This window comes from Flavobacterium sp. Arc3, from assembly GCF_041431375.1.
Taxonomy (GTDB): domain Bacteria; phylum Bacteroidota; class Bacteroidia; order Flavobacteriales; family Flavobacteriaceae; genus Flavobacterium.
This window is the reverse complement of sequence record NZ_JASMRI010000049.1, coordinates 1-4,354: the sequence shown is the minus strand read 5'-3', so window position 1 is coordinate 4,354 and position 4,354 is coordinate 1. Positions and strand designations below refer to the sequence as shown.

Genomic DNA, 4,354 nt, shown 5'->3' with positions numbered 1-4,354 from the left:
GTTTTTCCACGAAAACGGAAATAAAGAAGGAATTGGAAAATTAGATAATGGAAAATTAATTGGTCAATGGAATTGGTCAATGGAATTGGTCCCATACTAATGGAAAAATTTATAGTGAAAGATTATACACTGATGGAAAGCTAATGAATATAATTAATTGTTTTGATGGCAATGGAAAGCAATTAGATAAAGGCACTCTAAAAGACGGAAATGGAACACTAAATGTATATGATATAGAAGGAAATTTATTAGAAGTACAAAACTTTAAAGATGGAAAATTTATAAAATAACGATTTGCCAACAGCTGTTTTGAGCTAGCTGGAGTTTAGTGGAATTCCCGTTTCGCATCAAGTTTTCGTTAAGCCGAAAACTGAAAGGTTACGAATTTCCAGCCATCTCAAAGCAGCAAAACGTTATATGCAATTTTAAAAAAAAATCGTGCGTAAAAAAAACAAACTTTTCTTTATTCTCTCTTCAGTTTTGATACTGTCTTTTTCTTGCCAAAAGGAAAAGAAACAATCGAATAAATTTGTAACACAAGATGTTCATAATTTTTATGATATGCTTTCTCAAATTGAGAACGCAACTTCATTAGATGACACTTTAAAAATTTTGAACGAGAGTTATTTGCAAAAAGCCAGCATTGGTTTGAAAGATTATCTCGAAAATGAAAATAGCAGTAACAACCGAGACATCAAACAAGAATACTTAAAAATAATCAGGTCTTTCCCAAAATACTTTCAATCCCAAAAGCCACTGTTATCCGATATTGAAAATCAACTTTATGAATATGATAACTATTTTCAGAAAATAAAAGACGTTTACCCAGATGCTAAATTCCAACCAACATATTTTTCAATTGGATTTTTTAACACACAAGGTCAAATGGTTTATCCAAAAACCATTTTTGTGGGTTTAGAGGCTTCAATAAGAAATGAAAAAACAGATTACAGCGAGTTTCCAGAAAATTACTCGTGGCTCGTAGATGAAACATCAACCATTAAAGATTTAGGATATTTAGTGGTTCACGAAAATCTACATACTCTTCAAGAAATCAAACAAAATGAAAATTCAATTTTAGACCAAGCGATAACTGAAGGGGCTGCTGTTTTCTTGACTACATATTTTTGCGGCAAAGAAAGTTTAGTTGGAATTGCGGGAATAAACCAAGATATGATTGAATACGCCGAAATAAATAATATGGAAATTTGGAAAGAATTTACAACAGATTTAAAAAATCCTAAAAATTTTTCAAAATGGTTTTGGAATAGCGAAACAAAATATCCATACTCTATGGGATATTATATGGGTTATATGATTTGTAAAAGTTTTTTTGAAAACCAAAAAGACAAAGAAAATGCAATTAAAGTATTGATAGAAATAAATGAACCAAATTTAATCTTTGAGAATAGTGAATATTACAAGTTTTCGCAATAAAAACTGCATATAACAACCATTTTGAGCTAGCTGGAGTTTAGTGGAATTATCGTTTCGCATCAAGTTTTCGTTAATCCGAAAATTAGTAATTACGAACTTCCAGCCATCTCAAAGTGGCATAACGTTGACAGACATTTTAACCTAAAAAATCGTGAAAAGACTAATATTAAGCATTTTACTATTCAATTTTATTAATTGCAATTCTCAAATATCGAAAGAATTAGAAATTTTCATTAAACCTTTTGAAGATTTTAAAACTTTCAACGCAATGGGGTGGAAAAATGATTCTATTTCAAAATTGCTAAACAAAAAAGCGACTGAAGAAGAGTTAGTTTATCTTTCATTAAATGGTAAAAACACATTCACAAAAGGAATTTCAATTGAAACGTTAATAAATAAAAAAAGCAAAAAAGTATTTGATATTTATGAAAATTTGATTGATTCAAAAGACACAATAGTTTATGGGACAGAATGTTTATCAACCAGTGCAAGTTTACCAAACTTTATGTTTCAAAGTTTAGCTTTTAATCCAAATTATTCAAAAGATGAGATAGTTTCAAACAAGGAAATATTAGTTCGTAAAATATTAAATAAAAAACCCATAAACATAAAATTGCTACAAAGTGTAACTTATTGGATTCCGCAAAAAGAAGAGTTTTATGAACCAATAAGAAAAATTGTAGTAGATAATAAATCTTCTGCCCTATTAGTTACTATTGCAAAATATAAAAAAGAAAATGATATTGAATTAATAAAAAGCTTTGGAATAGATGCTTTGCCTGCAATTGAAGAATTTCCAAACGAACAATTTAGAGAAATATTAGAAAACAATGTTAAGTTCGATGATTTTCAATATATGTTTGCTTTAGCAAAATCTTGTATTCCAGAAACTGTAAAAACAGTTGAAAAAGCTATTCAACTCAAAATTGAAGATTTAAAGAATAATGATTGTGGAAATCATTGTTTAAGTACAATTTACAATCAAATTGAAATGAATAAATGTGAATTATTTTATCCAACATTAGAAAAATTATGGTTAACAAATAAAATAATCTCATATAATGTCTTGGATAATTATAAAAAAAGACATTCAAAAATAGAAACTAAAAAATTCATATTCAATGGTTTAATGTTAAAAGGAAAAGCTGAAATTATTCATAAAAACATATACGATGATGGTGATTTCGTTGAAAATATGGAAAGTGGTTTGACTTGGAATAATGAAGCAAAATTAATCCATATTTTAAACGAGTTAAAAAAATTATCTAACGAAGAATATTTAAAAGCTTTAGAGAGTAACATAATAGAAATCGAGGATTTAGGTTTGCCAAATTTTGTTGAAGAATTAAACGACAACAAAAGTTTATTGATAGTTAAAAATTCATTCATTGAGAAACTTAAAATAAATAAAAATGCTTATGGTTTGTTATCAATAATGGAAGCAATTAAATTATTAAAAGATAAAGAAACTTTTAACAAAGGTTTTGAGGTTATAAAAACCAGAAAAGAAGAATTTAAAAAATTCCCGGGTTGGGAAAAAGATTTGAAAGATTTTGTAAAAGAAAACAACTTATCATTAGAATAAAAAAACGCCTGCCAACAGCTGTTTTGATATAGCTGGAGTTTAGTGGAATTACCGTTTCGCATCAAGTTTTCTTTAAGCCGAAAATCGAGCGGTTACGAACTTCCAGCCATCTCAAAGCAGCAAAACGTCAGGCTGTGAAAAAACCTCTTCAAATTTAGAAAGTATTCGGAGGACTACCAAAGATGAATCTCAAATATGGGATTCTCAAGAGGTTGATTTTAGTTTTTTCACAGACTGACGTTATGGGCAACTAAAAAAAACTACGTAGAATGGAATTAGTTAGTCAAATAATAAATGATTTAGTTGATGATCAAAAATCATTAAATTCAGCTTTATTAAAAACAAAAGTTCTTGCAAGCAGAATACAGAATGTAGAACTTCTAGATTGGGTAAATGGAGAATTATCAGGCTATAAAAATTATGCAGATTTACCCATTTATCGAAAGAATATATTTAATGATTTGAAAGGAAGTTATATGAACGGGAGTATGAAGTATACAAACATTCAAATTCCAACTGCTGGATTAGATAAAGAATTTGAAGATCGATTAAGAAGCATAGAATTTATGGACAGTATAACGGGTTTAGAAAAACTTATAAATTCTGAGAAATCATCAACTTTAACTTCACCAATTCGTGCAGAAATTACTGCTTTGATTGAAGAGAACTTTCAAAATATGGGAAACCCATATTTGCAAGTTATATCAGTTTATCGAGTAATTTCAAAAAATTCAATTGTTGAGATTATTAATAATGTTAGAAATAAATTGTTAGATTTTATGTTAGAAATCGACGGTAAATTTGGAGATATAACTGAAATAAAAGACTTAAGAATGAAAAAAGAAGAAGTTTCCTCGATAGTAAATAATATGATTATAAATGGTGATGGTAATGTGTTAAATAACGGAGATAAAGCTCATATCAAAAATTTACCAAAAATAAAAAAAATAACTAAAGAGCAATTATCTAAAGAATTGAAGAAAATTGGACTGGAAACAGAAGATATAGATGAATTAACGGAAATTATAGATGACGAAATTCCAGATATCACAAGTAATAAATTTGGACTTAATGTTAACAAATGGATTGGAAAAATGATAAACAAAGCAGTCGATGGTAGTTGGAATGTTAGTATAGGAGCCGCTGGATCTCTGTTAGCAGAGGTAATTAAAAAATATTACGGAATGTAAATTAACTGTGCATAACCGCCATTTAGCGAGATTGTGGGTTTAGTGGAATTGCCGCTTTTAATGACTAGATATTCCGACGAAAGTACACCACCCATTCCGGAGCAAAGTACACCACGATTCCGCAACAAAGTGCGCCATTTAT

General features: G+C 28.8%; 4 protein-coding genes. All 4 read left to right on the top strand.

The window, feature by feature from the left end; genetic code table 11:
* The first annotated feature begins 143 nt into the window (after window positions 1-143).
* Window positions 144-290 (top strand): hypothetical protein, encoded by a 147-nt coding sequence (locus QO200_RS19180; RefSeq protein ID WP_371543583.1) that lies wholly within the window; start codon window positions 144-146, stop codon window positions 288-290.
* Between the two features lie 148 nt (window positions 291-438).
* A complete protein-coding gene (locus tag QO200_RS19175; RefSeq protein ID WP_371543580.1) occupies window positions 439-1,437 on the top strand; it encodes a DUF2268 domain-containing putative Zn-dependent protease in 999 nt (332 codons plus the stop codon).
* Between the two features lie 268 nt (window positions 1,438-1,705).
* Window positions 1,706-3,022, top strand: a complete 1,317-nt coding sequence (locus QO200_RS19170; RefSeq protein WP_371543578.1) for a hypothetical protein — start codon at window positions 1,706-1,708, stop codon at window positions 3,020-3,022.
* Between the two features lie 269 nt (window positions 3,023-3,291).
* Window positions 3,292-4,212: a hypothetical protein gene (locus QO200_RS19165; protein ID WP_371543575.1), complete on the top strand. Its 921-nt coding sequence runs from the start codon at window positions 3,292-3,294 to the stop codon at window positions 4,210-4,212.
* Window positions 4,213-4,354 lie beyond the last annotated feature (142 nt).